Source organism: Tabrizicola sp. T74 (assembly GCF_057219935.1).
The window spans coordinates 118,977-143,876 of record NZ_JBXVVT010000004.1; the positions used below are offsets into that span (position 1 = coordinate 118,977).

Genomic DNA, 24,900 nt, shown 5'->3' on the forward strand with positions numbered 1-24,900 from the left:
CAATCACGGTTTCTGGCGCAAGTTGTCGACCGTCATCCAGTCTGGCCAGCCGAAGAAATACTCGATCCCCGCAATCACCAGGCAGATCGCCACCACGCCGAACACCAGCTTGACCCGGCCTTCCGAGGGCGGGTTCTGCACCCAGCGCTTGGCGCGCAGCAGCCAGTGCAGCTGGTTCATCCGGCCTCCGTGAACCGGACCTTGCCGATGAAGGGCAAGTTGCGGTTCCGCTGGGCAAAGTCGATGCCGTAACCCACCACGAATTCATCGGGGATCTCGAACCCGGTCCAGTCGGCCTTGACAGGCACTTCCCGGCGCGACGGCTTGTCCAGAAGCGCGCAGGTTTTCAGCCGCGCCGGTTCCCGTGCCTTCAGAAGGTGCAGGACATGGCTCAGGGTGAAGCCCGTGTCGATGATATCCTCGACCACCAGCACGTCGCGGCCTGCGATCTCACCGCGCAGGTCCTTCAGGATGCGCACCTCGCGGCTGGAGTGCATGCTGTCGCCGTAGCTTGACGCCTCCAGGAAATCCACTTCGACCGGCAGCTCGATCTCGCGCACCAGGTCGGCGATGAAGACGAAGGACCCGCGCAGAAGGCCCACCACCACAAGCTTGTCGGTGCCCTTGAAATGCGCAGTGATCTCGCGCGCCAGCGCCTCGACCCGCGCGGCAATCGCCTTGGCGCTGATCATCTGGTCGATCACATAGGGGCGGTCAGGCATTTCGGGCTCCGGCTGCGTCCGCCCCTTCCTAGCGTCCAAAGCCACAGTTGCCTAGGCCGTGACATGCCGCCCGCTTGATCTTGCGCACGCCCCGCGTCACATCTTTCGGCAAACAGAGACGCCGATGCCCACCCATTCCGAAACCAAGCGCCTGCCCTACACCGCCCGCCAGATGTACGATCTGGTGGCCGATGTGGCATCCTACCCGAAGTTCCTGCCGTGGAATTCCGCCGCCCGCATCCGGTCGCGTACCCCCATCGCCGGCGGTGGCGAGGTGATGGAGGCAGACCTTGTCATCAGCTTCAAGGTCTTCCGCGAACGCTTTGGCAGCCGCGTCACGCTCTGGCCCGAGGCCCAGAAGATCGACACAGAATACCTCGATGGCCCGTTCCGCTACATGCGCTCAAACTGGGCGTTCCGCGACATCCCTGGCGGGTGCGAGGTCGATTTCCACGTCGACTTCGAGTTCCGCAACGCCATCCTGCAGGGGATCATCGGGGTCGTCTTCAATGACGCGATGCAGCGCGTGGTCCGCGCCTTCGAACGCCGCGCGGCAGAGCTTTACGGGCCTGCCCTGTGAAATCTGCCCGGCGGCCGTAGGGCAGGGCGCCCGCCTGCGTATGTCCCTGAAACAACCCCCGGGGGACCCATGCGTCTGATCGCCTTCCTGCTGACCCTTCTCCTCACGTTCCCCGCCGCGGCCGAGACCATTCGCCTCGGCGACCGCTGGTACGAAATCTTCCTGCCGGGAAATCCGCAGGGAGCCCCCCTGATCCTGGCCCTCCACGGCGGCGGCGGCGACCCTGACCAGTTTGCCTCGGCCTCGCGCCTTGCCCAGACCGCGACCCGGAATGGTTATGCCGTGGCCTTTCCCGCCGGCAGCGGCCGTCGCGGCGAGCGGCTCTTGACCTGGAACGGTGGCTACTGCTGCGGTTACGCCGCGCGACAGGGCGTCGATGATCTTGGGTTTCTGAAAGCGGTCATCGCCGACGCCTCCAGCCGCTTTGGCGTGGATGGCGAGGGGGTCTATCTGACCGGAATGTCGAACGGCTCGATCATGGCCGAGACTTTTGCCGCCCGGTACCCGGACCTCGCCCGAGCCGTGGCCGGGGTAGCGGGCACGATGGACACGCGGTCAACCGAGGTGCAGGGCAGGGTGCCCGCGCTGATCATCCACGGCACGGCCGACACGATGGTGCCCTATGAGGGCGGGAAAGGTGACACCAGCCTAACCCGCACCGACTTCGCCTCGGTCGCTTCGGTCGTCGAGGCTTTCCTCACGCCGTGGGGTCGGACAACGTCCACCTCGCGCAAGATCGACAAGCACGACGACGGAACCTCGGTCACCATCACCGACTACAGCAGAGGTGGTGCAGTCGTTCTCCGCCTGATCACGGTCGAGGGCGGCGCACATCATTGGCCCGGCGCAAAGAAGGCGCGCCTGAAGGAGGGCAAGACGGAAGAGATCAACGCCAACGTTGAAATCCTGCGCTTTTTCGACCTTTACAGATAGCCCTCGGGGCGGGGCGCAGCCCGTCGCCGTTCAGCCCAACGCGCCGCGCAACAGCGCCAGGGCATGGTCCCGCGCGGCTGCTCGGACCTTGGCCCGGCCACGGGCACCGAATTCCACCGTCTCGACCGCCGTCGCGCGACCCTTCCGCGCCAGGCCAAAGCAGACCCGGCCCTCGGGCTTGAACTCGGACCCGCCGGGGCCTGCGATGCCGGTCACCGACACAGCAAGGTCGGCCGCCGAATGCGTCAGCGCCCCCTCGGCCATCTCGCGGGCGACGGGCTCGGACACCGCGCCGTGGGCTGCAAGCGTCGCCTCGGACACCCCCAGCATCTGAACCTTCGCCGCGTTGGAATAGGTCACGAACCCGCGCTCGAACACATCGGACGACCCGGCCACATCGGTCAGCGCCGCTGCGACCATCCCGCCGGTGCAGCTTTCTGCCGTGGCGATCTTGAGGCCCCAGTAACGCGCCTCGGCCAACAGCTCTTCGATCTTCACCCCAGCCATGGCTGCACTACCCCGTGATAGACCCCCGCAAGCCCCATCGAGCCGACCCCGGCGAACAGACCCGCCCAAAGGTCATCCAGCATCACACCCGCGGCCCCGCCCATCCGGTCGGCCCGGCCCACGAGCCAGGGCTTCCAGATGTCGAACAGCCGGAACAGCAGGAACGGCACCACCCAGCCTGGCCAGGCGGCCAAGAGGTCCACGCCGTGCCACCACAGCGGGACCACCGTGAAGGACAAGGCCAGCAGCTGCCCTGCCACCTCATCGATCACCACTTCGGAGGGGTCTTCACCCCCCGTCTGCTGCAGGTACTTCGGAACGGCCCAGAACCCGGCCAGCGTCGCCACGACAAACCCGGCCGGCACCGCCAGCGCCCAGCCCGCCTCATAGGCCGCCACCGCCAGGGCGACGGTGATCGCGCTGGCCCAGGTTCCGCTGGCCGGTTTCAGGAACCCCGCGCCAAGGAAGGTGGCGACGGCCTTGCTCATGCCTTCACCAGCACGGCCGTGGCCAGCGCCGCGATGCCTTCCTCGCGGCCCGTGAAGCCCAGCCGTTCCGAGGTCGTGGCCTTGACCGACACGCGCCCTGGGTCCACCCCCATGATCCGCGCCAATTCCGCTTGCATTGCAAGGGCATGCGGGCCGATCTTCGGACGCTCGCAGACCAGCGTCACGTCGCAGTTGCCAAGCTCATAGCCCCGCGACCGCGCCAGTCGCACTGCATGGTCGAGGAAGATCCAGGACGCCGCGCCCTTCCACTGCGGGTCGCTTGGCGGGAAGTGCCGCCCGATGTCGCCCACGGCCAGCGCGCCATAGATCGCGTCGGTCAGGGCGTGCATCCCGACATCGGCGTCGGAATGGCCCAAGAGCGCCTTGCCGTGCGGCACCTTGACCCCGCACAGCCAGACGTGGTCGCCGTCACAAAAGGCATGCACGTCATAGCCATTGCCCAGCCGCACATCCATGTCACGCCCTTTCAGGATCGCCTCTGCCCGGGCAAAATCACCCGGAAAGGTCAGCTTCAGGTTGGTTTCCTCGCCCTCGACGATCACCACGTCAAGGCCTGCGGCGCGCGCGACCTCAACATCGTCCGCCGCCCCGCCCGGATGCGCGCGATGTGCCGCAAGGATGGGCGCATAGCGAAAGGCCTGCGGCGTCTGAGCGCGAAACAGCCCCGCCCGGTCCACAGTCCCCGCAACCAGCCCCTCGGCCCCGCGCCACAGCGCATCCGATACCGTCAGGGCAGGGGCCGCGCCCGCATGTACCTCCAGCGCCGTCACAAGCCGGTCGATCAACCCGCGTGAGACCAGCGGCCGCGCCCCGTCATGGATCAGCACCGCCTCGACCCCGGTGCCTTCCAGCGCCTGCAGCCCCGCCAGGACCGAGGCATCCCGCGTCGCTCCCCCCTCGACCAGCGGCACGCCCAACGCCTCCGCGCGGGCCCGGTCGTCGGGGTGGATCACCACCAGGACCTGCATGCCTGCAAAGGCCGCGACCGCATGCGCCAACACCGGCTTTCCGGCCAGCAGCTGCCACTGCTTCGGAACCTCGCCGCCCATGCGGGTTCCGCGACCGGCGGCTACGATGATGACGGCTGTGCGCATGTGGGCTCCTTTCCCATCTGCCTAATCCAGCCCGACCTGCATGACAATCTGGCGCTTGCACGGTCGGTTTGCCTAAAATTTGTGCAACGCATGTTTTTCAGTCATAATCGACCCGCCCCGCCTTGGTCATGGCTTCTGGCAGGGCTAGCACGATACGCAACTGCACAAGGATAAGGCTTTGCCCGTCCCTCTCGGCCCACTGCAACTTGATCCCCCGGTGTTTCTCGCGCCCCTGGCCGGGATCACCGACCTGCCGTTCCGCAGGCTGGTGTCGCAATTCAACGCCGGGCTGGTCGTCAGCGAGATGGTCGCGAGCGAAGAGGTCGTCCGCAACCGCCCCGAAGCCCGCGCCCGGGCCGAACTCGGGTTCGGTGAACAGGCGACCTCCGTACAACTCGCCGGCCGCGATCCCTACTGGATGGCCGAGGGCGCGAAGTTCGTCGAAGGGCAGGGCGCAAAGGTCATCGACATCAACATGGGCTGCCCGTCCAAGCGCGTGACCACCGGCCTCTGCGGCTCGGCGCTTTTGCGCGACCTCGACCTCGCGCTGACCCTGATTGAGGCGGTGGTCAAAGCCGTCAAGGTGCCCGTCACGCTGAAGACCCGCCTTGGCTGGGACGACACGCTGCACAACGCGCCTGACCTCGCCCGCCGGGCCGAAGCGGCGGGTGTGCAGATGATCACCATCCACGGCCGCACCCGCTGCCAGTTCTACAAGGGCCAAGCCAACTGGGCCGCCATTCGCGCGGTCAAAGAGGCCGTCCGCATCCCGGTCATCGCCAACGGCGACATCACCGACACCGCCTCTGCCCGTGAGGCGCTGCGCCTGTCTGGCGCCGACGGCATCATGATCGGCCGCGGCGCGCAGGGTGCCCCATGGCGGCTCGCCCAGGTCGCGCATGACATCTACGGCACCCCCGCCCCCAAAATCCCCGAAGGCGGCCGCCTTGGTCGCATGATCCTCGACCACTACGACGACATGCTCACCTTCTACGGCCGCGACCTTGGCCTGCGCATGGCCCGCAAGCACCTGGGCTGGTACCTGGAAGAGGCCGGACTGCCCCACGCCCGCGAACCGATCCTCACCTCCACCGACCCGGCCGAAGTCATCGTCCTTCTGGAACAGGCCTTCGCCGAACTGGAGCTCGCCGCATGACGCCCTACCGGATGCCATACCCGGTGCCGGGGGTGATCTGGGCCTCGCTGCCCCTGCCCACCCTGCTGATCGACACGGCAGGCCGGATCCTTGAAGCGAACCCCGCGGCTGAGACCTTCCTGAACGCGTCTGACAGGGCCCTGAAGGACCAGCCCGTCTTCGACCGCCTCGCCATCGATGCCCCGATGGACGAAGCCTTGGTCAGGGTCCGCGCCAACCAGTCGCCGCTGAACATCAACGACGTGGACGTGACCACCGGCGAACGCCCGCCCGTGCAATGCACGATCCACCTCGCGCCCATGCACGACAACCCCGGCATCGTCATGCTGATCCTCTCCCCGCGTGAGCTTGCTGACCGGATGGGCCGCTCCATGGGCGCAAAGACCGCCGCCCGGTCCGCCATCGGCATGGCCGAAATGCTGGCGCATGAGATCAAGAACCCCCTCGCTGGCATCTCGGGTGCTGCGCAACTCCTCAGCATGAACCTCACGCCCGAAGATCAGGAGCTGACCGATCTGATCGTCGAGGAAACCCGCCGGATCGTGAAACTCTTGGAACAGGTCGAACAGTTCGGCAACCTCCGCCCCCCCGAACGCAAGCCCGTGAACATCCACGACGCGCTTGACCGCGCACGCAAATCGGCCCTTGTCGGCTTTGCCGCCCACATGACGATTGTCGAGGATTACGACCCCTCGCTGCCGCCCACCTTCGCCGACAGCGACCAGCTGATGCAGGTGTTCCTGAACCTCATCAAGAACGCGGCCGAGGCCTGCAAGGACGGCGGCACCATCCGGCTCCACACCTTTTACGACCTCAGTTTGCGCCTCCGCCGCAAGGACGGCCCCTCGGCCGCGCTGCCCCTGAACGTGGAAATCATCGACGACGGCCCCGGGATCAAGCCCGAGATCGCCGCCAACATCTTCGAGCCCTTCGTCTCGGGCCGCGAAAACGGCACCGGCCTCGGCCTCGCGCTCGTCTCCAAGATCATCACAGACCATGACGGCTGGATTTCGGTCGATTCCGTCCCCGGTCGAACAGTGTTCCGCGTCTCCCTGCCCATGGCCCCCCGCGAAAAGAAGAAGGAAGCGAAGTAATGGATGGCACCATCCTTGTCGCCGACGACGACCGCACGATCCGCACGGTCCTGACCCAGGCCCTGACCCGCGCAGGCTGCAAGGTCCACGCGACGTCCAGCCTGATGACGCTGATGCGCTGGGTCGAGGAAGGGAAGGGCGACCTGGTGATTTCCGACGTCATCATGCCCGACGGCAACGGGCTGGATGCGCTGCCCCGGATTTCCAAGATGCGCCCCGGCCTGCCGGTCATCGTCATTTCGGCACAGAACACCATCATGACCGCGATCCAGGCGGCCGAGGCGGAGGCCTTCGACTACCTGCCAAAACCCTTCGACCTGCCCGACCTGATGAAGCGCTCGGCCAAGGCGCTGGACCAGAAGCGCCGGGCGGCCAAGGTCGTGGTCCCGGTACGCGAGGCCGGGGATGACCTGCCGCTTGTCGGTCGCACTCCGGCCATGCAGGCGCTGTACCGGTTGGTCGCGCGGGTGATGAACACCGAACTCGCCGTCCTCATCACCGGCGAATCCGGCACTGGCAAGTCGCTGATCGCCCGGGCCATCCATGATTTCTCGGACCGCCGGACGCTGCCTTTCGTCGTAGCCCAGTCCGCGGACCTTGCCGGCATCGACGGGCCTGCGACGCTCCTCTCCCGTGCCCGCGGCGGCTCCATCGTCTTTGACGAGGTCGCCGACTACGATGCCGACACCCAGGCCCGCGCCGTCCGCATGCTGGACATGCTGGGCGACAAGGCCCCCCGCGTCATGGCCACCAGCCAGACCGACCTTTCCGCCCGGATGGAGGCCGGCCAGTTCCGCCAGGACCTCTTCTACCGCCTCGGCGGGGTCACGTTGCATGTCCCGTCCTTGCGCGAACGGGTCGAGGATATTCCGCTTCTGGCCGAACATTTCCTGGCCAAGGGCGAACGCGAAATCGGCACCATTCGCCGTCTGTCGCAGGGGGCTGTCGACTTGATTCGCGCCTACTCCTGGCCCGGCAACGTGCGCCAGCTGGAAAACACGATCCGCCGCCTGTTGGTCACCGCCACTGAAACCGACATCGCCCGGTCCGAGGTCGAGCAGGTCCTTGGTCAGCAACCCAGCCCCGAACCGCTGACCGGCATGGTCGAAGGCGACAAGCTGTCCGCCTCGGTCGCGCGGCACCTGAAGCGCTACTTCGACCTGCATGGCGGGCAGTTGCCGCCCCCGGGCGTCTACCAGCGCATCCTGCGCGAGGTCGAACTGCCCCTGATCGAGATCGCGCTGGACGCCACCGCCGGCAACCAGGCGAAATGCGCCGATCTTCTCGGGATCAACCGCAACACGCTGCGCAAGAAGATCACCGATCTCGACATTCGCGTAACCCGTCGCCGCAAGTTGATGTAGCGGGGCAACGCCTACCTGTGTCTTTTCGGTTTCACCCCGCTTGGCTGCTAGATATAGTGGCCAGGGGTGGGGGAACCACCGACTGACGTAAGCGAAGGCAACGGCACAGGGTGGAGCGGGCAGTTCACAGGGATGTCTGGCAGCGGTTTTCCCGTCTGCGTCGGCAGCGGCGCGTGCAGACGTCGGTTACACTTGGCCTGGTCTTCCTGGGCCCCGTCCTTGCGGTCGCAACCTTCCTTGCGCTCGGCTCGATCAACCAGAGTGCGGCCTCGCCCTTCCTGCGGCTGATCCTGCTGGCCGACTTGATCTACGTGCTGGCGATTGCGGCCCTGGTCCTGGCGCGTGTCGTCCGCCTGATTGCCGACCGCCGTTCCAAATCCGCCGGATCGCGGCTCCACATGCGCCTGTCCGGCGTCTTCATGCTGATCGCGCTGATCCCCACGGTCCTTGTCGCGGTCTTCGCCGTACTGTCGATCAACATCGGGCTTGAGGGCTGGTTCTCCGACCGCGTCCGCTCGGTCGTAGGCTCCTCCCTCTCTGCCGCCCAGGCCTATGAGGCCGTGCAGAAGGACGACCTGGCCGCCGATGTCGTCACCCTTGCGGGCTACCTGAACGACGCCAAGCGGCGGACGACCTTCCTTCGTGATGACCAGCTGCGCCCGCTGCTTTCCCAGGCGCAGCAGGTCGTCCAGCGCGGGCTGAAAGAGGCCTATCTCGTCGACGGCACCGGTACCCTCAAGACCCGGGGCGAGAAGTCCTACCTCTTCGACTTCGAGCCCCTGACCGAGGAACACCTCCGCCTCGCCCGCGAGGGCAACACCGTGCTGATCCCCGACTGGAAGAACAATGAATTCCGCGCGCTGGTTCTGCTGGAGGCCTACACCGACCGCTATCTTTACGTGACCCGCACCGTTGACGGGTCGATCCTGTCGCTCCTCGACGAAACCCAGGAAACCGTCCAGCTCTACAACCAGCTCGAATCCGAACGTGGGCGGCTTCTGTTCAACTTCGGCCTGATTTACCTCGGCTTCGCGCTGATCCTGATCCTCGCCGCGATCTGGCTTGGCCTCTGGTTCGCCGAACGCCTATCGCGGCCCGTGGGGCGGCTCGCCGGGGCGGCGGAAAGGGTAGGGGGCGGCGATCTTGACGTTCAGGTGGCCGAGGAAGAAGGCGATGACGAAATCGCCTCCCTCGGTCGTCTCTTCAACCAGATGACCCGCCAGCTGAAGGGCCAGCGCGAGGCGCTTCTGGAAAGCAATGCCCAGACCGAAACCCGGCGGCGGCTGTTCGATTCGGTGCTCTCCAACGTCACGGCCGGCGTCATCGGCCTCGACTCGGACGGTGACATCGACTTCGTCAACCGCGCCGCCGAACGGCTCCTCGACTTCGGTGACGGCCAGTCCGACATGCCGCTTGCCGCCGCCGTCCCGGAATTCGCCCCCCTTTTCGACCGCCTCCGCGATGCCGGCACCAACGCCGTCCAGGAAGAGGTCCGCCTGACCCGCAAGGGCAAGCTCGAAAGCCTCCTCGTCCGCATGTCCACCCGCCGCAGCGACGCGGGCGACCTGGAAGGCTTCGTCGTGGCCTTCGACGACGTGACTGACCTCGTCAGCGCACAACGCATGGCCGCCTGGGGCGACGTCGCCCGCCGCATCGCGCATGAGATCAAGAACCCGCTCACCCCGATCCAGCTCTCCGCCGAACGCATCAAGCGCAAGTTCGCCACCCAGGTCCGCGACCATGAGGACCTCGAACAATACACCGACGTCATCGTCCGCCAGACCAACGACCTGCGCCGGATCGTCGACGAGTTTTCCAAGTTCGCCCGCATGCCCGAACCCGACCGCCGCGACTGCGACCTCGCCGCGCTTCTGAAAGGCGCCGTCCTTCTGCAGGAAAACGGCCAGCCCGGGGTGCGCTTCGTGAAGGACATTCCCGCGGACGAACTGCACCTCGACCTTGACGCAACGATGATCGGACAGGCCTTCACAAACCTGATCAAGAACGCCGGGGAAGCGATTGAATCGCATCAGGAAAAAGGCGCGCCCGCAGGCTTCGTCCCCGAGATTCGCATCTCGCTGACTGCCGACGACAGCGAAGCCGTCATCCGCATCATGGACAATGGCACGGGCCTGCCACCAGATCGCGCACGGCTCTTTGAACCTTACGTCACCACTCGCGAAAAGGGCACCGGCCTGGGCCTGCCCATCGTCAAGAAGATCATCGAGGAACACGGCGGTACCCTCGCCCTTCTCGACGCGCCGATCTTTGACGGCAACGCCCACCCCGGCGCGATGGCCGAGATCCGACTACCCCGCACCCAACGCAAGCGTCAGCGCACGCATATTCCACTCGGCGCCGCGCCGGCCGCAAAGGAGGCTTGAGACATGAGCATTCTGATCGTCGACGATGAACAGGACATCCGCGAACTGATCGGCGACATCCTGCGGGACGAAGGCTACACCACCCGCCTCGCCGCAAATTCCGACGACTGCATGGCCGAGATCAACGCCGATCCGCCTTCGCTGATGATCCTGGACATCTGGCTGAAAGACAGCCGCATGGACGGGATCGACATCCTGAAAACCGTGAAGCGCGACAATCCCGATATTCCGGTGGTGATTATCTCTGGTCACGGAAACATTGAAATCGCCGTCGCCGCGATCAAGCAGGGCGCCTACGACTTCATCGAAAAGCCCTTCAACATCGACCAGCTGATGGTCGTCGTCGCCCGCGCCATGGAAACCGCGCGGCTCCGCCGTGAAAACCAGGAACTGCGCCGCCGCGACGTGGCCTCGGCCGACATGGTCGGCTCCTCGCTTGCCTTCAAGACGCTGAAGGGCAACCTCGACAAGGTGACCAAGTCGAACGCCCGCGTGATGCTGACGGGCGAGCCCGGCACCGGCAAGGAAATGGCCGCGCGCTACATCCACACGCACTCGAACCGTGCGGCCTCGCCCTTCGTCACTGTCTCCTCGGCCTCGATCGAACCCGAGCGGATGGAAGAGGTCCTGTTCGGCCGCGAAACCCCCGAACGCGGGGTCGAACCCGGCCTCCTGGAACAGGCGCATGGCGGGATCGTCTACTTCGACGAGGTCGCCGATATGCCACTCGGCACGCAAGGCAAGATCCTGCGCGTCCTGACCGAACAGCAGTTCACCCGGGCGGGCGGCACCGACAAGGTCCGCGTCGACCTCCGCGTCATCTCCTCCACCTGCCGCGACCTGCGGTCTGAGATCGGCCTGGGTCGCTTCCGGCAAGAGCTTTACGACAGGCTGAACGTTGTCCCCATCGCCGTCCCCTCGCTCGCCGCCCGGCGCGAGGATGTGCCGGAACTGACCCGCCACTTCATCGAATGGTTCCACAAGACGCAAGGCTTGCCGAACCGCAGCCTGTCGGAAGAGGCTGACACCGTCCTGCAGACGCTCCCCTGGCCCGGCAACATCCGCCAGCTGCGCAACGTGATCGAGCGCATCCTGATCCTGGGCGATTCCACCGGTCCCATCGAAGCCGCCGAGATTCCCGGCACCGAGCCCAAGGTCGAAACCGAAAGTGCTTTGTCCCTGTCCGGCACCATCGCGACGCTGCCCCTGCGCGAAGCGCGCGAGCTTTTCGAGCGCGAATACCTTCTGACCCAGATCAACCGCTTTGGCGGCAACATCAGCCGCACGGCCAGCTTCGTCGGCATGGAACGCTCCGCGCTGCACCGCAAGCTGAAGTCCCTTGGTGTAGTGGGGTCTACCCGCGGGGGCAGGGGTTTCGGCGAGTTCGAGGAGTAACGCCCTGCCCGTGCCGGTGTGACCCCCTCCCTGGCCCTCCCCCTGGCAGGGGGAGGGGACGCAAGGCGCACCGGCGCACCCGACTTGAAACGTGGCGGTAGTCTCCCGTAGGTTCTAGCAGCCTGTCAGAGGGTCGTAGAATGGGGCTGCCGAACGAGAGTTTCCCTACTCTCCGGGCAAGAATGACGGACCTGGACGAAAACAGTTGCCCTTAAGCCCCTGTTAACCGTGCCCACCTCAGACTGACGCTGCCATCCCGCGTCCCCTCCCCCTGCCAGGGGGAGGGCCAGGGCGGGGGTGCTGACAGGACTAAGGGATGAGCGGCTTCTAGAACAACGGCCAGAAGGCCCAAGCAAAACGCCTGCGCCGCACCATGATCCCGGCCGAGCGCGTCCTCTGGCACCATCTCCGCGCCCATCGCTTCATGGGCCTCTCGGTTCGACGCCAGGCCCCCATCGGCCCCTTCATCGTTGACTTCCTGATCCCCGACCACCGCCTGATCATCGAAGCCGACGGCACCGGCGACGGCTCCCAGAGCGATATGGACCGCGACCGATGGCTCCACCAGAAGGGCTTCCGCGTCCTTCGGCTGGGGAACCATGACATCCTCAAGAACCTCCCCGCCTGCCTCGACACCATCGCTGCCCATACCCCCGAACATTGACCCCCCGGCCCCGATCTGACATTCAGGCGCAGACGACGGAACGCGGGGTCACTGATGAAGGTCATCATCTGCGGGGCGGGGCAGGTCGGCTGGCAGATCGCCCGTCATCTGTCCGGCGAGAAGAACGACGTGACCCTTGTCGACGTGAACGCCGATCTTGTCCGCCGCGCGACCGATACGCTGGACGTGCAAGGCGTCGTGGGCTTTGCCAGCCATCCCGACGTGTTGGAAAAGGCCGGCGCGCGCGATGCCGACATGCTGATCGCAGCCACCCATTCCGACGAAGTGAACATGGTCACCTGCCAGGTGGCCCACACCGTCTTCAACATCACCCGCAAGATCGCGCGCATCCGGGCGCAGAACTACCTTGATCCCCTCTACGGCAACCTGACGAACCAGGACGGGCTGGCCATCGACGTCGTGATCTCTCCCGAACGCGAGGTGGCCGAGGCCGCGCTGCAGCGCCTTGCGGCCCCTGCAACCTTCGACACCGAAAGCTTCATGAATGGTCGGGCCCAGCTTCTGGGCATCCAGCTGGATGAGGACTGCCCGGTCCTGAACACGCCCCTGCGCCAGTTGAACGAGCTCTTCTCCACCCTCCGCGCCATTGTCGTGGGCATCCGGCGCGAGGATCGCCTGTTTGCGCCCGAGCCCGGCGACCAGCTTTACGCGGACGATCAGATCTACGTCTTCACCCATTTCGAGGACGTGAACCGCGCCCTGGAAATCTTTGGCAAGAAAACGAAAAAGCAGGAACGCGTCGTCATCGTCGGGGGCGGCAACGTGGGCCTCGCCGTCGCCCGTGCGCTGGAAACCCGCACCGACCGCGTGCGCGCCAAGATCATCGAGAAGAACCGCGCCACAGCCGAAATCGCCGCCGACTCTCTCGAGCGCACCATCGTCCTGAACGGCGACGGGATGGACTCGGACATCCTGATGGAAGCCTCGATCGACCGCGCCGACGCCATCCTCGCCGTCACCGATGACGACAAGACCAACCTCCTCGTCGCCGTCCGCGCCAAGCAGGCCGGCTGCCCGATGACCATCGCGCTGGTGAACGACCCCACGCTGGCGCCGCTGATGGCCCCCCTCGACATCGACGCCTACATCAACCCCCGCGCCACCACGGTCTCCTCCATTCTCCGCCACATCCGCCACGGCCGCGTCCGCGCGGTCTACTCCATCGGCGACGCCGAGGCCGAGATGATCGAGGCGCAGGTCCTGTCCACCTCGCCGCTCTCCGGCCGCCTGGTCCGCGACATCGAGTTTCCCGAAGGGGTCCTCGTCGGCGCCGTGATGAAGGGCGACAAGGTCCTGAAACCCACCGGCGACCTCAGGATCGAGGCCGGCGACGTCATCGCCCTCTTTGCCATGGCCAAGGACGTGCCCGAGGTCGAACGCCTCCTGCAAGTCTCCATCGACTTCTTCTGATGCTGGCGCGGCTGGCAGAACTGCCGCTGCTCGTGGTCCTTCTGGGCCTCAGCGGCCTTATCGCGCTGGTGCCCGCGCTGTTTGCCATTGGGGCGAATGACCACGAACACGCCCGAGATTTCCTCTACTCCGCGCTGATCCTCCTGGTGATCGCCGTCATGCTCGGCATCGCCACCGCCGCCTACAGCCCGCGCGATCCGGCCCGCAGCCACCTTGCGGCCCTGGTCCTGGCCTATGCCGTCCTGCCCTTTGCCCTGGCCCTGCCGATGGTCGAGGCGCTGCCCGACACCACGCTGATGAACGCCTGGTTCGAGATGGTCTCGGCCTTCACCACCACCGGGGCCAGCGTCTACCAGCCCGACCGGCTGGCCGACAGCGTCCATCTCTGGCGTGCGACGGTCGGCTGGTTCGGCGGCTTCCTGATCCTCCTGGCCGCCTATGCGATCCTTGCCCCCCTGAACCTTGGCGGCACCGAAGTCATCTCGGGCCGCGTCCCCGGGCGTGGCGCGGCCGGAACGGCCCAGGTCACCCGCATCGCCGACCCCGCCCAGCGGCTCACCCGCTTTGCACTCATGCTGTTCCCGGCTTATGCGACCTTGACCCTGCTCCTCTGGGGCATCCTCCTGATCCTCGGCGAAACCGGCATCACCGCGCTGATCCATGCCATGGGCACACTCTCCACCTCCGGCATCACCGGGCAAGAGCCGTTCCAGTCCTCGCAAGCCGGTATCGCCGGAGAGGTCGCGATCTTCCTCTGTTTCGTCTTCGCCATCACCCGCCGCGCACTGCCCGGCATCCGGCTTGCCGAAAACCGTCGCCCGCTGCTGCAGGACCCGGAACTGAGGCTGGCGGCCCTCTTGCTGGCATCGGTGACACTGCTTTTGTTCCTGCGGCACTGGTATGTCGTAGGTCAGTCCGGCCCCCTGACCGAAACCGACGCGGTGCAGTCGTTCTGGGGCATCCTGTTCACCTCGGCCTCCTTCCTGACCACCACCGGCTATGTCTCGACCGATTGGCAGACGGCGGCCGACTGGTCGGGCGTCGGCACCTCGGGCCTGGTGCTCCTGGGCCTGGCGATGATCGGCGGCGGCACTGCAACCGCGGCCGGCGGGGTCAAGCTCTTGCGGGTGCACGCCCTTCTGCGCCAGGGCGAAAGAGAACTGGAGAAGATCATCCACCCGAACTCGATCGGGCGGGGGGGCGCGGATGCCCGCCGCCTGCGCCGGGAGGGGGCGCAACTGGCCTGGGTCTTCTTCATGCTCTTTGCCACCACCATTGCCATCACCATGGCCCTGCTGCTGCTGGCGGGGCTCGAGTTTGAACAGGGCATGGTCCTGGCGATCTCCAGCCTGACCACCACGGGCCAGCTGGCCGAGATCGGCGCCCCCGAACCCATCCTGTACGCCGACCTGTCCGATCCGGTGAAACTGATCCTTGGCATCGCCATGGTCGTCGGTCGGCTGGAAACCCTGGCGCTCCTCGCCCTCATCCTGCCGGGGCGCGGGCAGCGCTGACCGGCCCGGACCGGCGCACCGGGGCAGGTAACAGCCTGATTTTTGCGCTGGAAACTCCCGCCCGCCCGCGACATACTCGGCTTACCGTGTCTGGCGGTGAAGACAGGGCTCAACGACAAACGACCACGACGTGACAGTGAAGCGATAGAAAAACAAGGCAAAACAACGATGGCCGCTGACAAGCAAAACCTGCAAGACGCCTTTCTGAACCATGTTCGCAAAGCCAAGGTTCCGGTGACGATCTTCCTGATCAATGGCGTCAAGCTGCAGGGCGTGATCACCTGGTTTGACAACTTCTGCGTGCTTCTGCGTCGTGACGGGCAATCGCAGCTCGTCTACAAGCATGCGATCTCGACCATCATGCCCGGCGCGCCGATCAGCCTCTACGAAGGGGAAGACTGATCTCCAACGGTCCGCAGGACGAAACCGGTCTCCTGTCCGATAGGGCGGGCAATCGGTTGCGCGATACCGCGACCGCCAGAACCCGCGCCTGGGTGCTGCATCCGGCATTGAAATCCGCTGGCAATCGCCGACTGCCCGAGCATGGCCTGGCCGAGGCCGTCTCGCTCGCCGCCGCCCTCCCGGAACTTGAGGTCTGCGGGTCCGAGGTCGTCCGCCTGGCGCGCGCGCATCCCGGCACGCTCCTCGGCTCGGGCAAGGTCCAGGAGCTGAAGGCCCGCTTCAAGGCCGAGGAGATCGGGTTGGTTCTGGTCGATGGCAGCGTCTCGCCCGTCCAGCAGCGCAACCTGGAAAAGGAATGGGGGGTTAAGCTTCTCGACAGGACCTCGCTGATCCTGGAGATCTTCGCCGACCGTGCCCGGACCCGCGAAGGCGTCCTGCAGGTCGAACTCGCGGCCCTCAGCTACCAGCGCACCCGGCTGGTCCGCGCCTGGACCCACCTTGAACGCCAGCGCGGCGGCTTCGGCTTTGTCGGCGGCCCGGGCGAAACCCAAATCGAAAGCGACCGCCGCGCCATCGACGATCAGGTGGTCAAGCTGCGCCGCCAACTCGACCAGGTGGTCAAGACGCGTGAGCTTCACCGCGCCGCCCGCGCCAAGGTGCCGTTCCCGATCGTGGCCCTCGTCGGCTACACCAACGCCGGCAAGTCCACGCTCTTCAACCGCATCACCGGGGCCGAGGTTCTGGCCAAGGACATGCTCTTTGCCACGCTCGACCCCACCATGCGCGGCGTGGCGCTGCCTTCGGGCGCGAAGATCATCCTGTCCGACACCGTGGGCTTCATCTCGGACCTGCCGACCCAGCTTGTCGCCGCCTTCCGCGCCACGCTGGAAGAGGTGCTGTCCGCCGACCTGATCCTCCATGTCCGCGACATTAGCCACCCGGAAACCGTCGAACAGGCCGCCGATGTGGCCGATATCCTGGCCTCACTGGGCGTGAAGGAAGACACGCCGATCATCGAGGTCTGGAACAAGCTTGACCTGGTCGATGCCTCGCAACGCGGCGCGCTGACCGCCCAGGCTGCGCAACGTCCCATGGTCCTGCCGGTATCGGCCTTGACGGGCGAGGGGGTGGAGACGCTCCTCTCCCTCATCTCGCGCACGCTCGACGAAGACCGGACCGAGGAAACCCTGATTATCCCCTTCGACCAGGGCCGCAAGCGCGCCTGGCTCCATGACCAGACCATCGTCCTGACCGAGACCGAGGCCGAAGACGGCTGGCACCTCACCGTGCGCTGGACCGCCCGGCAGCAGAACCGATGGGAACGGCTCTGACCGGATACATTTCCGCGACCCGCGCAGGGCAGGGGGTGCGATGATCCTCCGCCTCGCCGCTCTCTGGCTCACCGCAGCAGCAGCGCTCTGGCTCCATGCGCTGTTCGGCATTCCCGGAGACTACCTTGGCCAGGGCTTCCCGCTGTATCCGGGCATCCAGGTCACGCGCACCGAACTCGCCCTGACGGCCCTTGCCGCGACGCTGCCCATCCCGCTTCTCGCCGCGCTTGCCCGCCGCTTTCATCTGCGCTGGCTCGCCCTGCCGCCCATCGCCCTCCTCTGGCTCTGGGCCGCTTCGGTCATGATCCATCCCTTCGTCAGCGATTTCGGCACCACCTGGTCAGGAACCGAGCCGCTGCGCGCGCTTTTCCTCCACCCGCTCCACACGCCCCTCGCGCTCATGGCGCTACTTGCCGCAACGGCCTGGACGCTTGGCCCCGCGCGAACCGCTCAAGCCTGATGCGGCCGCGCCAGATAGACGCTGTCGCACCATTCGTCTTTCCACAGAAGCGTCCGCTCCGCCCGGTGCGTCTCAAGGAACCCCAGCTTCGCCAGCAGCTTCAGGCAGGCTGCATTGCGGGGGTCGACCTCCGCCGTCAGCGTGATCGCCGGAAACTCCGCCTCCAGCACGGGGATCACAGAGTTCATCGCCTCCTGCGCCAGTCCCTGGCCCCAGTGGTCCGGGTGCAGGATTAACCCCACCTCCGGCACTGCCCAAGCCCCGGCCTTGCCGATGACCTCTCCATCCCGCTCGACCAGCCAGTCCCGGCTGTCCTCGGCCTGATCGACCAGGAAGCCCAGCCAATGGCGTGTCTCCTCAAGCGTCTCATGCTCTGGCCGCGACCAGTAGCGCATCGCGCGCGGGTCGGACATGAAGCGGTGCACCGCCTCCAGATCGTCCCACCGCGCCTGGCGCAAGACCAGCCGCGCCGTGTGCAGCGTCGGGACCCCGGTCACTGCCCCTCCGGCGTCAGCACCATCACCCCCGCCGCCGCAGCCCGCGCAAGTTCCGGGTCCAGCGACATCGGGATGTACTCCCCCCGCCGCCACAGCTCGCCCAGGTCGTCATAATGCCGCGACAAGGGATGCCCCGACTGCCCCGTCGCCGTGACGAAGACCGACGAATCCGGGTCGGCAAAGTCATAGACCCCGCGATACCCCGCCGAATGCACGTTCTGGAACGGCTCCGGCCCCTTGCCCCGCGTCACCCCCCGCATCAGCGTGTCGTCCCCGCCGCTCGTCGACTGCCGGATGTTCACGAAATGCTTGACGAATGGCACCTCGCCCAGCACCGGATGGTCATGCGTCGCCTGGTGCGCGTCGCCCCAGCGCCAGCTTTCGATGTTGTCGCCATAGCGTTCCGACAGCTGCAACAACGCATCGTCCAGCGCCACCCGCGCAATGTCGGTGCAGCTTTCCACTGCCGCCGACTGGATCACGTCGCACCACGCCGACGCGCCGCCCACATTGCGGTAGACCCGCTCGATGAAGACCGGAGAGATATGGGTGAAGCTGTCCGCCATCGCCCCCAGCTCGTCCCGGATCAGCCGCTCCATCAGCGCCCGCATCCAGGCCTCGGCGATCAGCGGCTCGGGCAGATGCTCGTTCATCTCGCCGTTCCACTCCGCCAGCAGCATCAGCGCCCGCTGCCGCAACCGTTCGGGCGAGCCCTCGGGCGCCGCCTCGCCAGTGAACCACAGGTCCGCCCCGATCAGCGGCAACAGGTTCCGCGCCGTCGGGTTCACCGTGTCCAGCTGCGCCTCGATGAAGCTTTCCCGCGTATGCACCTCGCGCGCCTGCATCAGCGTCAGCCAACGCTGGATCCGCTGCGTGTCGCCCCAGTCGAAACTCACATGGTTTGGGAAGGGCCGGTCCACCGTCTTGTTGTTGGTGTTGCCCAGAAGACCCGAGGTCGGGTTGCGGAAGCTCGGGTTCTCCGCATAGGGCAGCACGCCCTTGAACCCCACGCGCGCATCCGACCCCAAGGCCGGCAGTCGGCCTTGTGAGGGATGGCCCGGGTCCCGCGCCGGGATCGCCCCCATCACCTGCATCGCGATCCCCGTCTCGTCCGCCAGCATCACGTTCTGCGCGGGTGCCACGACCAGCTTGCCCGCCTCCAGCGCTTCCGGGATCGACTTCGCCCGCATCAGCGCCATCGCCCCGCTGATCGAGGTGTCGGCCCCCGACAGCGCCGTCCAGCTGATCGCGGCCACATGCCCCGCAGGCGTGATCGAGTCGAGGTCATAGTGCCCCCCTGGCAGCACCGGCCCGTTCCGCGTCCAGCGCAGGGTCAGCGTCAGGGGCTCGGCATCCTTGATCCGGATGATCGACTGCCGGGTCTCGAAAGGGGCCCAGCCGTCGGGGGTCTGGTATTCTTCCTTGTTCGCCGGGTTCAGCGCCTCGATCACCACGTCCTGGTCGTCGACATAGGCCGTCGTCAGGCCCCAACCCAGCTTGTCCGACCGGCCGACCAAAACCACGGGCACCCCTGGGATCGTGCCGCCAATGACGCCGCCCGTCTGCAGCTCCAGACGCGCTAGATACCAGATCGTCGGCGCGGTCAGCCCCAGATGCGGGTCGTTCGCCAACAGGCTGCCTCCCGCCGCCGACCGTTCCGGCATCGCCGCCCAGGAATTCGACGCCCCCGCCATCCCGGGCTCGGCCACCGGGGAAAACGGCCCCATCGCAAAGTCGACCGGGGCCATCACCGGCACCACGCTAGGGACAAGGCTTGCATAGTCGGGCAGAGCGGCGACGCCCTGGCTCGGATCATCCGGCAGGATGTCGGCCAGCCGCTCGGGCGCAAGCAGCAGCGACACCCGCGCGCGCAAGACCTCGGACTGCAGCGCCCCGGTCAGCTGCAGCGCCATCAGCTTCAGGATCGCGATGGAATCCGCCGGGGCCCAGGCCGCGATCTCGGGCTCGAACAGGAAGAACTCCGGCGCACCGCGGCCCCGGGCGCCCTTGTTCACTTCGCCGATCCAGGCGTTCACGCCCGCAGCATAGGCCTCCAGCGCCCGGCGGGTCTGCGGGTCCTGCGCCTCGACCGACTGCAGCGCCAGACCATACAGGTCATAGCGCCGCATCAGCTCGTCCACCTGCACCGTGGCCGGGCCGAACAGTTCCGACAGCCGCCCCTGCGCCGTGCGCCGCAGCATCGTCATCTGCCACAGCCGATCCTGCGCATGGGCAAAGCCCAGGGCAAAGTACACATCCTCGTCCGTACGCCCGAAGATGTGCGGCACGTCATCGTTGTTGCGCACGATTTCCACCGGGGCCGAGATGCCCGCAACGGTGAAATCCTCGCTGTAATCCACCAGCGACCGCGACAGGATGTAATAGGCCAGGAAGGCCAGGATCAGGCCCAGGGCGATAAGTCCGGTGACCAGCCGGATCAGCCAGCGAAAGGCGGTCAGCATGGGGTCCTGGGCATAAGGGGCTGGTCCTTGACGGCGTGAAGCGGATCGGTTCCTAGTCCATGCACCGAGCAAGGGCAACAAGCGGGGGGCGCATATGGCGAAAGTGGCATTTCTTGGCTTGGGAGTCATGGGTTTCCCGATGGCAGGCCATCTTGTCGCCAAGGGGCATGAGGTGACGGTCTACAACCGCACCCGCTTGAAGGCCGAGGCCTGGGTGGACCGCCACGGCGGCAGGGCCGCGCCTTCGCCCGCGCTTGCGGTCCGGGGGGCCGAGTTCGTGATGGCCTGCGTTGGCAATGACGACGACCTGCGCCAGGTCTGCATCGGGCCGGACGGCGCCTTCGCCGCGATGTCGCCGGGCGCGGTCTTCGTCGACCACACCACGGTCTCCGCCAACATCACCCGCAAACTCGCGGCCCAGGCCCAGGCCTCGGGGCTGGCCTTCGTCGATGCCCCGGTCTCGGGCGGGCAGGCGGGGGCGGAGAATGGCCAGCTCTCCATCATGTGCGGCGGTGACCCTGCCGACTACGCCCGGGCCGAGCCGGTGATGGCCGCCTACGCCCGCATCTGCCGCCTGATCGGCGACAGCGGGGCAGGGCAGCTCGCCAAGATGATGAACCAGATCTGCATCGCGGGCCTGATGCAGGGCCTGTCCGAGGCGCTGGCCTTCGGCCAGAAGGCGGGCCTCGACGGCGAGAAGGTGGTGGAGGTGATCTCTCAGGGGGCCGCAGGCTCCTGGCAGATGGTCAACCGGCACAAGACCATGCTTCGGGACCAGTTCGACTTCGGCTTCGCGGTCGACTGGATGCGCAAGGACCTCGGCATCTGTCTGGACACCGCCGACGAGATCGGCGCGCGGCTGCCGGTCACCGCGTTGGTCGACCAGTTCTACAAGGACGTGCAACTGATGGGCGGGGGACGGAACGACACGTCGAGCCTTATCCGGCGGCTGAAGTAAGGGAATGACCGCATCCCGGGACCGGCGCTGATCGGATTGCCCAGACACGTCATTCACGTTGTTAAACGTCGCCACCGCGCAGGACTGGTCCGCAAGCACATCCGGTCTTGCCCATGTCCCAAATACTCCCGCCGGAGGCATCCGAACGCATGCCAAGGGTGTCACGCCTGCCTTCAGGACGCAAACGTAGGGTGGGCGAAACGCCCACCGCCCCGTCAAGATCAAGACCTTAAGAATTTCCTAACGTCCGCGACCAAGATATTGAAATCAATGGCTCATCGGCGTTTGTCCACCGTGGACACTTTTCAGGGAATGATCCGCGTATACTTGACCCCGGCCAAGGAGGCCCCCGCGATCAGACCCTGCTGCCCGAAGACCAGGGCGATCACATCGTTCAGCTCGGTCGACTCCTTGCCGATCGAAGCACCCTCCTCTGGGCTCGCATAGCGTACGTCCGCGCCCACCGCCCAGCCCGAGGACCGCCGGAACTTCTCCAGCGCGTCGGGGGTCATGAAGAACAGGGCGTGGGCGTACTGCTGCGCCCCGATCTGCAGCCCGAACGACCCCTTGGTCGCGGAGTAGTAGTCGACCGTGACCCCCTGGATCCGCAGTGCCCCGCGCCCGAAGGCCCCGCCGAACCCGGCACCAACCTCGGTCATCAGGGGCATGTACAGCACCCCCGCCGCGCGGCTCGCCAGATCCCGCGTGCCCGGATACTGCTGGAACAGGTAACTCTCCGTCGCCGCCACCCGGGCCTCGATCTGCTGCCCGCCGTTCGACCCGATCCCGTTGTTGCAGGCCGCCAGCCCGAAGGCCCCCGCGCCGACCAAAAGCCCGCGCCGCGTCATCATCATCTCGGTCATCTTGTCCGCCCTTTCATGCCTCATGGGGTCTCATGCGCCCCTTGATCGGCAAACTACCCGTTTTCCGCCGGCGTGTCATGCCCGAAACCCGGACCCGGCAACCCCGCGCTCAAGGAGTCAGGGTCTGGTACAGGGCGAAATCCTCAGCCGCATGTTCCCGCAGCAAGGCTGCCGTCTCTGCCGACAATTCCGTCGCCCCCGGGGGAGAGACGTTCAGGCGCGGCAGGATGATCTCGCAATCAAGCCGTTCCTCCAGGAAGTGCACGAAGGTCCCGATCTCCTCATAGCGGAACAGCCGGTCCACGCCCTCGCCTTGCCGCGGCCGCAGGAACTTGCCCTGGCTACCCACATCCGCGAAATCCGGCCGCGGGTCCTGGCACCAGGCCCGGACGAAGTGGTCAAAGCTGATGCCCTTCGTCGACTTCCCAGCATCCGTCTCTTCGCGCTGGCGGAAGCGGTACCACGACCCCAACCAATCCGTCGGTTCCCGCATCAGGGCCACCACGGTGAACGTGTCCTTCGACGCGACCTCGAGATAGGGCCCGATAAAGCGTCGATAGCGGTGGACGGTGGTGTGCTTCAACAAGGGCGGCCGCTGGATCGACACGGATGCCAGCGATTCGAGTGCGGCCGCAATCGCTGTCGACCCGGTCTTCGGCGTGGCCAGAAACGCAAGCCTCTGCTCCCAGAATACCAGCATCTCCGGCCCTTTCCCCCGATGTTCCCGCACATCGCCCGGTTGTCCCGGGTTTTCGTCAACACTCCCTTAACCAAACCGCGCCCAAACTGCCACTGTCAGATTTGAGTTGAATTGTTCCCTTTTTGTGCTCATAAGGGCAAGAACACTTGGGGAACACGGGCAAGGATTGCCGCTGGAATGCGGCTGTGAAATAAGGAGAACGACATGGCAGTGGCTAACCTTCTCGACCTCGGGGGCAAGCGGGATATGGACAAGGCGAAGGCTCTGGAATCGGCGCTTGCGCAGATCGAGCGGCAGTTCGGCAAGGGCTCGATCATGAAGCTCGGCGCCGACAGCCCGGCGATGGAGATCGAGTCGACCTCGACCGGCTCCTTGGGCCTCGACATCGCGCTTGGGATTGGCGGCCTGCCCAAGGGCCGGATCATCGAGATCTACGGGCCCGAGTCCTCGGGCAAGACCACGCTGACCCTGCATGTCGTTGCCGAGGAGCAGAAGAAGGGCGGCGTCTGCGCCTTCGTCGATGCCGAACACGCGCTGGATCCGCAGTATGCCAAGAAGCTGGGCGTGAACCTGGATGAACTGCTGATCTCGCAGCCCGACACCGGCGAACAGGCGTTGGAGATCGTGGATACGCTCGTCCGCTCCGGCGCGGTGAACCTTGTGGTGGTCGACTCGGTCGCAGCCCTTGTGCCCAAGGCCGAGATCGAAGGTGACATGGGTGACATGCAGATGGGCAGCCAGGCCCGCCTGATGAGCCAGGCGATGCGCAAGTTGACCGCCTCGATCGGCCGGTCGAACTGCATGGTGATCTTCATCAACCAGATCCGGATGAAGATCGGCGTGATGTTCGGCTCGCCCGAAACCACCACCGGCGGCAACGCGCTGAAATTCTATGCTTCCGTCCGTCTCGACATCCGCCGGATCGGCTCGATCAAGGACCGCGAGGAGGTTGTCGGCAACACCACCCGCGTCAAGGTTGTGAAGAACAAGGTCGCCCCGCCCTTCAAGCAGGTCGAATTCGACATCATGTATGGCGAAGGCATCTCAAAGACCGGCGAGTTGATCGACATTGGCGTCAAGGCCGGGGTCGTGGAGAAGTCGGGCGCCTGGTATTCGTTCAAGGACGAACGCATCGGGCAGGGGCGTGAGAATGCCAAGGCCTTCCTGAAACAGAACCCGTCTGTCGCGCTGGAGATCGAGGACAAGATCCGCGCTGCCAACGGGCTCGACTTCACCATGGCCGGCGAAGATTCCGCCGACGTGCTGGACGAGTGACCCAGGCCACCCACGAAGAACTGATGGCCGCGCTGCCGGAGGTGCTTTCCGCACCGAAAACCGGCAGCGCGGTCGAGTTTTTGTGCCTCCGCCCCGATTTCGGCCAGCGCCGGTTCGTTGATGAAATCAGGGTGACGAAGGCGCACGGCATCCCCGGAGAGCGCTGGGGCAGCGCCCCCTGGCTAAAGCTTCCCGACGGCACCGGCCACCCCGGCATTCAGGTCTCGATCCTGCCCCGCCGCGTGCTGGACCTGGTCTGGCGCGACCGGGACAATGTCGTTCATCCTGGCGACACATTCGTCTGCGACCTCGACATGACCGAGGCGAACCTGCCCGCTGGCACGCGGTTGGCGGTCGGCACGGCGATTCTCAGGGTCTCCGAAGTCTGGAACGACGCCTGCGCCAAGTGGAAGGTGCGCCACGGCGAGGCGGCGTTCGACTGGGTCCGCGCACACCCGACGCTTCGCCTGCGCGGCGTCCTCTGCTCCATCGAACAGGACGGTGTGATCCGCAACGGCGACGCCGTCGAAGTCCTGCGCTGACAGCCTTTTTTCCCGCGTCGAAAGCGTGACCCGTGGACAGGCCCCATGCAGGGGGCTACATGG

24 protein-coding genes and 1 pseudogene are annotated in these 24,900 nt (G+C 66.1%); 16 read left to right on the forward strand and 9 right to left on the reverse strand.

What is annotated here, in order from left to right:
• Positions 1-3 precede the first annotated feature (3 nt).
• Both AC2EAL_RS12655 and hpt read right to left on the reverse strand, forming a co-directional pair.
• Positions 4-180, reverse strand: a complete 177-nt coding sequence (locus tag AC2EAL_RS12655; protein ID WP_484724584.1) for a hypothetical protein — start codon at positions 178-180, stop codon at positions 4-6.
• Positions 177-722, reverse strand: a complete 546-nt coding sequence (gene hpt, locus AC2EAL_RS12660) for a hypoxanthine phosphoribosyltransferase (RefSeq protein WP_484724585.1) — start codon at positions 720-722, stop codon at positions 177-179. The genes AC2EAL_RS12655 and hpt overlap by 4 nt, the downstream gene beginning before the upstream one ends.
• A 124-nt stretch (positions 723-846) precedes the next feature.
• Here hpt and AC2EAL_RS12665 point away from each other — a divergent pair, with 124 nt between their 5' ends.
• Complete coding sequence (locus tag AC2EAL_RS12665; protein WP_484724586.1) at positions 847-1,302, forward strand: type II toxin-antitoxin system RatA family toxin; 456 nt, start codon at positions 847-849, stop codon at positions 1,300-1,302.
• Positions 1,303-1,371: 69 nt separating this feature from the next.
• A complete protein-coding gene (locus AC2EAL_RS12670; RefSeq protein ID WP_484724587.1) occupies positions 1,372-2,235 on the forward strand; it encodes a CE1 family esterase in 864 nt (287 codons plus the stop codon).
• A 30-nt stretch (positions 2,236-2,265) separates the two neighbouring features.
• Here the strand turns inward: AC2EAL_RS12670 and AC2EAL_RS12675 are convergent, their stop codons facing one another.
• Genes AC2EAL_RS12675 through AC2EAL_RS12685 form a run of 3 tightly spaced genes read right to left on the reverse strand, consistent with a single transcriptional unit; the run spans position 2,266 to position 4,345 of the window.
• Complete coding sequence (locus AC2EAL_RS12675; RefSeq protein WP_484724588.1) at positions 2,266-2,742, reverse strand: CinA family protein; 477 nt, start codon at positions 2,740-2,742, stop codon at positions 2,266-2,268.
• A complete protein-coding gene (locus AC2EAL_RS12680; protein WP_484724589.1) occupies positions 2,730-3,230 on the reverse strand; it encodes a phosphatidylglycerophosphatase A family protein in 501 nt (166 codons plus the stop codon). Before AC2EAL_RS12680 ends, AC2EAL_RS12675 begins: the two co-directional genes overlap by 13 nt.
• Positions 3,227-4,345, reverse strand: a complete 1,119-nt coding sequence (locus tag AC2EAL_RS12685; RefSeq protein ID WP_484724590.1) for a bifunctional 2-C-methyl-D-erythritol 4-phosphate cytidylyltransferase/2-C-methyl-D-erythritol 2,4-cyclodiphosphate synthase — start codon at positions 4,343-4,345, stop codon at positions 3,227-3,229. The genes AC2EAL_RS12680 and AC2EAL_RS12685 overlap by 4 nt, the downstream gene beginning before the upstream one ends.
• 178 nt (positions 4,346-4,523) lie before the next feature.
• On the opposite strand from AC2EAL_RS12685, the gene dusB reads away from it, so the two are divergent.
• From dusB to AC2EAL_RS12740, 11 genes and pseudogenes are all read left to right on the forward strand, one after another.
• Entirely contained in the window at positions 4,524-5,501 is a 978-nt protein-coding gene (gene dusB / locus AC2EAL_RS12690) for a tRNA dihydrouridine synthase DusB (RefSeq protein ID WP_484724591.1), read from the forward strand.
• On the forward strand, positions 5,498-6,595 hold the full coding sequence (locus tag AC2EAL_RS12695) for a two-component system sensor histidine kinase NtrB (protein ID WP_484724592.1): 1,098 nt from the start codon (positions 5,498-5,500) through the stop codon (positions 6,593-6,595). The genes dusB and AC2EAL_RS12695 overlap by 4 nt, the downstream gene beginning before the upstream one ends.
• A complete protein-coding gene (locus tag AC2EAL_RS12700; RefSeq protein ID WP_484724593.1) occupies positions 6,595-7,959 on the forward strand; it encodes a response regulator in 1,365 nt (454 codons plus the stop codon). Before AC2EAL_RS12695 ends, AC2EAL_RS12700 begins: the two co-directional genes overlap by 1 nt.
• Positions 7,960-8,069: 110 nt before the next feature.
• Entirely contained in the window at positions 8,070-10,343 is a 2,274-nt protein-coding gene (locus AC2EAL_RS12705; protein ID WP_484724594.1) for a sensor histidine kinase NtrY-like, read from the forward strand.
• Between the two features lie 3 nt (positions 10,344-10,346).
• The gene (gene ntrX / locus AC2EAL_RS12710) at positions 10,347-11,738 is read left to right on the forward strand and encodes a nitrogen assimilation response regulator NtrX (protein ID WP_484724595.1); all 1,392 of its coding nucleotides are present in this window, start codon (positions 10,347-10,349) and stop codon (positions 11,736-11,738) included.
• A 352-nt stretch (positions 11,739-12,090) separates the two neighbouring features.
• A pseudogene (locus tag AC2EAL_RS12715) lies at positions 12,091-12,402 on the forward strand (endonuclease domain-containing protein); the annotation flags it as partial.
• 54 nt (positions 12,403-12,456) lie between these two features.
• Positions 12,457-13,833 carry a Trk system potassium transporter TrkA gene (gene trkA, locus AC2EAL_RS12720; protein ID WP_484724596.1) on the forward strand — a complete coding sequence of 459 codons (1,377 nt, stop codon included), beginning with the start codon at positions 12,457-12,459 and terminating at the stop codon, positions 13,831-13,833.
• Complete coding sequence (locus AC2EAL_RS12725) at positions 13,833-15,347, forward strand: potassium transporter TrkG (RefSeq protein ID WP_484724597.1); 1,515 nt, start codon at positions 13,833-13,835, stop codon at positions 15,345-15,347. Before trkA ends, AC2EAL_RS12725 begins: the two co-directional genes overlap by 1 nt.
• 168 nt (positions 15,348-15,515) lie before the next feature.
• Positions 15,516-15,749, forward strand: a complete 234-nt coding sequence (gene hfq / locus AC2EAL_RS12730) for an RNA chaperone Hfq (protein WP_008028786.1) — start codon at positions 15,516-15,518, stop codon at positions 15,747-15,749.
• A gap of 56 nt (positions 15,750-15,805) precedes the next feature.
• Complete coding sequence (hflX, locus tag AC2EAL_RS12735; protein ID WP_484724598.1) at positions 15,806-17,080, forward strand: GTPase HflX; 1,275 nt, start codon at positions 15,806-15,808, stop codon at positions 17,078-17,080.
• Positions 17,081-17,120: 40 nt separating this feature from the next.
• Positions 17,121-17,540, forward strand: coding sequence for a hypothetical protein (locus AC2EAL_RS12740; RefSeq protein ID WP_484724599.1), 420 nt, complete (start codon positions 17,121-17,123; stop codon positions 17,538-17,540).
• Here AC2EAL_RS12740 and AC2EAL_RS12745 read toward each other — a convergent pair.
• Together AC2EAL_RS12745 and AC2EAL_RS12750 are read right to left on the reverse strand one after the other, a co-directional pair.
• The gene (locus AC2EAL_RS12745; protein WP_484724600.1) at positions 17,531-18,037 is read right to left on the reverse strand and encodes a GNAT family N-acetyltransferase; all 507 of its coding nucleotides are present in this window, start codon (positions 18,035-18,037) and stop codon (positions 17,531-17,533) included. The two genes, AC2EAL_RS12740 and AC2EAL_RS12745, sit on opposite strands and share 10 nt — an antisense overlap.
• Positions 18,034-20,499 carry a penicillin acylase family protein gene (locus AC2EAL_RS12750; protein ID WP_484724601.1) on the reverse strand — a complete coding sequence of 822 codons (2,466 nt, stop codon included), beginning with the start codon at positions 20,497-20,499 and terminating at the stop codon, positions 18,034-18,036. The genes AC2EAL_RS12745 and AC2EAL_RS12750 overlap by 4 nt, the downstream gene beginning before the upstream one ends.
• 94 nt (positions 20,500-20,593) lie before the next feature.
• On the opposite strand from AC2EAL_RS12750, the gene AC2EAL_RS12755 reads away from it, so the two are divergent.
• Positions 20,594-21,457 (forward strand): NAD(P)-dependent oxidoreductase, encoded by an 864-nt coding sequence (locus AC2EAL_RS12755; RefSeq protein WP_484724602.1) that lies wholly within the window; start codon positions 20,594-20,596, stop codon positions 21,455-21,457.
• Between the two features lie 305 nt (positions 21,458-21,762).
• Here the strand turns inward: AC2EAL_RS12755 and AC2EAL_RS12760 are convergent, their stop codons facing one another.
• Entirely contained in the window at positions 21,763-22,311 is a 549-nt protein-coding gene (locus AC2EAL_RS12760; protein WP_484724973.1) for a lipid-binding SYLF domain-containing protein, read from the reverse strand.
• Positions 22,312-22,429: 118 nt separating this feature from the next.
• The gene (locus AC2EAL_RS12765; protein ID WP_484724603.1) at positions 22,430-23,020 is read right to left on the reverse strand and encodes a hypothetical protein; all 591 of its coding nucleotides are present in this window, start codon (positions 23,018-23,020) and stop codon (positions 22,430-22,432) included.
• A gap of 204 nt (positions 23,021-23,224) precedes the next feature.
• Here AC2EAL_RS12765 and recA point away from each other — a divergent pair, with 204 nt between their 5' ends.
• Both recA and AC2EAL_RS12775 read left to right on the forward strand, forming a co-directional pair.
• Positions 23,225-24,295: a recombinase RecA gene (gene recA / locus AC2EAL_RS12770; protein WP_484724604.1), complete on the forward strand. Its 1,071-nt coding sequence runs from the start codon at positions 23,225-23,227 to the stop codon at positions 24,293-24,295.
• A gap of 23 nt (positions 24,296-24,318) precedes the next feature.
• Positions 24,319-24,837 (forward strand): MOSC domain-containing protein, encoded by a 519-nt coding sequence (locus AC2EAL_RS12775; protein WP_484724974.1) that lies wholly within the window; start codon positions 24,319-24,321, stop codon positions 24,835-24,837.
• The last annotated feature ends 63 nt before the right edge of the window (positions 24,838-24,900 follow it).

Coding starts and splice junctions, on each gene's coding strand:
- AC2EAL_RS12655 (WP_484724584.1), bottom strand. CDS start 180: ATGAACCAGCTGCACTGGCTGCTGCGCGCCAAGCGCTGGGTGCAGAAC.
- hpt (WP_484724585.1), bottom strand. CDS start 722: ATGCCTGACCGCCCCTATGTGATCGACCAGATGATCAGCGCCAAGGCG.
- AC2EAL_RS12665 (WP_484724586.1), top strand. CDS start 847: ATGCCCACCCATTCCGAAACCAAGCGCCTGCCCTACACCGCCCGCCAG.
- AC2EAL_RS12670 (WP_484724587.1), top strand. CDS start 1,372: ATGCGTCTGATCGCCTTCCTGCTGACCCTTCTCCTCACGTTCCCCGCC.
- AC2EAL_RS12675 (WP_484724588.1), bottom strand. CDS start 2,742: ATGGCTGGGGTGAAGATCGAAGAGCTGTTGGCCGAGGCGCGTTACTGG.
- AC2EAL_RS12680 (WP_484724589.1), bottom strand. CDS start 3,230: ATGAGCAAGGCCGTCGCCACCTTCCTTGGCGCGGGGTTCCTGAAACCG.
- AC2EAL_RS12685 (WP_484724590.1), bottom strand. CDS start 4,345: ATGCGCACAGCCGTCATCATCGTAGCCGCCGGTCGCGGAACCCGCATG.
- AC2EAL_RS12695 (WP_484724592.1), top strand. CDS start 5,498: ATGACGCCCTACCGGATGCCATACCCGGTGCCGGGGGTGATCTGGGCC.
- AC2EAL_RS12700 (WP_484724593.1), top strand. CDS start 6,595: ATGGATGGCACCATCCTTGTCGCCGACGACGACCGCACGATCCGCACG.
- ntrX (WP_484724595.1), top strand. CDS start 10,347: ATGAGCATTCTGATCGTCGACGATGAACAGGACATCCGCGAACTGATC.
- trkA (WP_484724596.1), top strand. CDS start 12,457: ATGAAGGTCATCATCTGCGGGGCGGGGCAGGTCGGCTGGCAGATCGCC.
- AC2EAL_RS12725 (WP_484724597.1), top strand. CDS start 13,833: ATGCTGGCGCGGCTGGCAGAACTGCCGCTGCTCGTGGTCCTTCTGGGC.
- hfq (WP_008028786.1), top strand. CDS start 15,516: ATGGCCGCTGACAAGCAAAACCTGCAAGACGCCTTTCTGAACCATGTT.
- AC2EAL_RS12740 (WP_484724599.1), top strand. CDS start 17,121: ATGATCCTCCGCCTCGCCGCTCTCTGGCTCACCGCAGCAGCAGCGCTC.
- AC2EAL_RS12750 (WP_484724601.1), bottom strand. CDS start 20,499: ATGCTGACCGCCTTTCGCTGGCTGATCCGGCTGGTCACCGGACTTATC.
- AC2EAL_RS12755 (WP_484724602.1), top strand. CDS start 20,594: ATGGCGAAAGTGGCATTTCTTGGCTTGGGAGTCATGGGTTTCCCGATG.
- AC2EAL_RS12760 (WP_484724973.1), bottom strand. CDS start 22,311: ATGATGATGACGCGGCGCGGGCTTTTGGTCGGCGCGGGGGCCTTCGGG.
- AC2EAL_RS12765 (WP_484724603.1), bottom strand. CDS start 23,020: ATGCTGGTATTCTGGGAGCAGAGGCTTGCGTTTCTGGCCACGCCGAAG.
- recA (WP_484724604.1), top strand. CDS start 23,225: ATGGCAGTGGCTAACCTTCTCGACCTCGGGGGCAAGCGGGATATGGAC.
- AC2EAL_RS12775 (WP_484724974.1), top strand. CDS start 24,319: ATGGCCGCGCTGCCGGAGGTGCTTTCCGCACCGAAAACCGGCAGCGCG.